Below are 2,032 nucleotides of genomic sequence, written 5' to 3' on the forward strand. Positions count from 1 at the left end.
AAAGAACGTCATGATGATTTTCATATTTCTGGTTATGGTCTTTCGGCAAAAGCAGGTTTAAACTTTACTTTTTTTAAATATTTCTTTATTCAAACCGAGCTAAAAGGTGGTTATATTAATATGAATGATATAAAAACTACTTTTAATAATGCTGATAAAGCGACGCAACGTTTTTGGTTTTTAGAAAGAACATTTACAGTTGGTGGGATTTTTAGGCTGTAATTATTTATATAAACTCATCGTTTCTTCAATTACAGAGGTTAAAACAGAATTATCAATTTCTTCTAAACTAAAATAGCGAAGCGATTTTACTGTATTTCTATTCTCACCAATAAGAAATTTTTGATTTTGTTTTAACTGAAAACCTCTTGCAAAACCGACATCTACAAATTCTTTTTTGTGGTTTGGGGCTAAATAACAAAATGGCTTCTTCTTATAATAAAAATACGGAATTCCGTATTTGAAAAGCAACTCTACTTCAGGAATTATTTTACTTACAACATCAATAATATGTAATACTACTACTTGGTATTTTTCAGGTTGTCGAAATATGTATTCTTGAGTTGGTTTCATATTTCAAAAATAAATAAAAAAACATTTGGTTGTGAAATTAATTTATATTTACTTTGCAATTCAAAGTACTTTAAAAATTTAAAATTATGAAAAATAAAAGACTTCTAATAATGCTTTTGGGAATAACAGGTATATTACTAATTCCTGCAATTGCCATGTTGTTTACCAATGAAGTAAATTGGTCGATAGGAGATTTTGTAGTGATGGGCACATTATTACTGACGGTTGTTTTAGCAACTGAATTTATCCTAAGAAAAATATCCGATAAAAAGTACCGAATAGCAATTATTACATTACTAATAATCTTATTTTTGCTACTTTGGGTAGAGTTAGCCGTGGGACTTTTCAACAGTCCAATTGCCGGTTCATAATTAAAATAGACGTAAGAAAGAAAAGCGAAGTAAAATGGAAAATAAAGATTATTTAAAAGACATTCAGGATATCAAACAAATGATGTCACAATCGACACAGTTTATTTCGTTAAGTGGTTTGTCTGGCATTTTAGCTGGTATTTATGCCTTAATTGGTGCTTTTTATGTGAATTATTTGATAGAAAAGCATCAAGGATATTACATAACTTTAGAAAGCTATACGTTTGAATTAATAGTTCTAACGGCGTTTGTAGTTTTAGTAGCATCGTTAGTAACCGCTTATATTATGACGGTTAACAAAGCAAAAAAAGTAGGCGAAAACATGTGGAATACTTCCTCAAAAAGATTGCTAATCAATTTTGCAATTCCATTATTTACTGGAGGAATATTCGCTTTACTCCTACTTCGTCATGGTTATTATGGTCTAATTGCTCCAATTACATTGTTATTTTACGGATTAGCTTGTGTAAATGCAAGCAAATATACTTTGCGTGATGTGCGCTACTTAGGAATTACTGAAATTATTTTAGGATTGTTAGCGGTCGAATTTTCTGGTTACGGATTATATTTTTGGGTATTGGGATTTGGAGTTTGTCACATTTTGTATGGCGGCATGATGTATTATAAATATGACCGAAAATAGTCATGAAAAACATAATACAAAATATAAACAAAGCTTTTGATCATCGCATTCGATTGGGAATCATGTCGGTGCTTATGGTTAATGAATCTGCCGATTTTACAACCCTAAAAGAACTTTTAGGTGTAACTGATGGTAACTTGGCTTCGCACACAAAAGCATTAGAAACTGAAAACTATATTATGATAGAAAAACAATTTATTGGCAAAAAACCAAATACTAGCTACAGAGCAACTATCGATGGGAGAAAAGCTTTTAGTGCTCACATTGAGGCTTTAGAAAAATTAATTTCGAAAACTTAACTCTATTTTTTTATATTTTTACTTTGAATTTCAAAGTTCTTTTCAAAAATATCTATCTCTCTTATCTCTATGAAATCTTATCAAATTGCCCTTTGGCTTGCGTTTATTATGCTACTCGATGTATTGTTTTGGCACGAAAAATTAGG

The 2,032-nt window shown here is 30.1% G+C and carries 4 protein-coding genes and 1 pseudogene; 4 read left to right on the forward strand and 1 reads right to left on the reverse strand.

The features are described 5' to 3' along the window. Window positions 1-222 (forward strand): annotated as a pseudogene (locus ACH2BG_RS02805) (hypothetical protein); the annotation flags it as partial. Here ACH2BG_RS02805 and ACH2BG_RS02810 read toward each other — a convergent pair. Next, window positions 223-573 carry a DUF1801 domain-containing protein gene (locus ACH2BG_RS02810; RefSeq protein WP_395046216.1) on the reverse strand — a complete coding sequence of 117 codons (351 nt, stop codon included), beginning with the start codon at window positions 571-573 and terminating at the stop codon, window positions 223-225. It lies immediately after the preceding pseudogene. Window positions 574-659: 86 nt separating this feature from the next. On the opposite strand from ACH2BG_RS02810, the gene ACH2BG_RS02815 reads away from it, so the two are divergent. From ACH2BG_RS02815 to ACH2BG_RS02825, 3 genes are read left to right on the forward strand one after another with little or no spacing between them, the layout of a single operon-like run. Continuing rightward, on the forward strand, window positions 660-944 hold the full coding sequence (locus ACH2BG_RS02815) for a hypothetical protein (protein ID WP_395046217.1): 285 nt from the start codon (window positions 660-662) through the stop codon (window positions 942-944). Window positions 945-978: 34 nt separating this feature from the next. After that, entirely contained in the window at window positions 979-1,587 is a 609-nt protein-coding gene (locus ACH2BG_RS02820; protein WP_395046218.1) for a hypothetical protein, read from the forward strand. 2 nt (window positions 1,588-1,589) lie between these two features. After that, complete coding sequence (locus ACH2BG_RS02825) at window positions 1,590-1,886, forward strand: winged helix-turn-helix domain-containing protein (RefSeq protein ID WP_395046219.1); 297 nt, start codon at window positions 1,590-1,592, stop codon at window positions 1,884-1,886. Window positions 1,887-2,032: the final 146 nt, after the last annotated feature.

It is taken from the genome of Flavobacterium sp. (assembly GCF_043779715.1).
Taxonomy (GTDB): Bacteria; Bacteroidota; Bacteroidia; order Flavobacteriales; family Flavobacteriaceae; genus Flavobacterium.

Coding starts and splice junctions, on each gene's coding strand:
- ACH2BG_RS02810 (WP_395046216.1), bottom strand. CDS start 573: ATGAAACCAACTCAAGAATACATATTTCGACAACCTGAAAAATACCAA.
- ACH2BG_RS02815 (WP_395046217.1), top strand. CDS start 660: ATGAAAAATAAAAGACTTCTAATAATGCTTTTGGGAATAACAGGTATA.
- ACH2BG_RS02825 (WP_395046219.1), top strand. CDS start 1,590: ATGAAAAACATAATACAAAATATAAACAAAGCTTTTGATCATCGCATT.
- ACH2BG_RS02820 (WP_395046218.1), top strand. CDS start 979: ATGGAAAATAAAGATTATTTAAAAGACATTCAGGATATCAAACAAATG.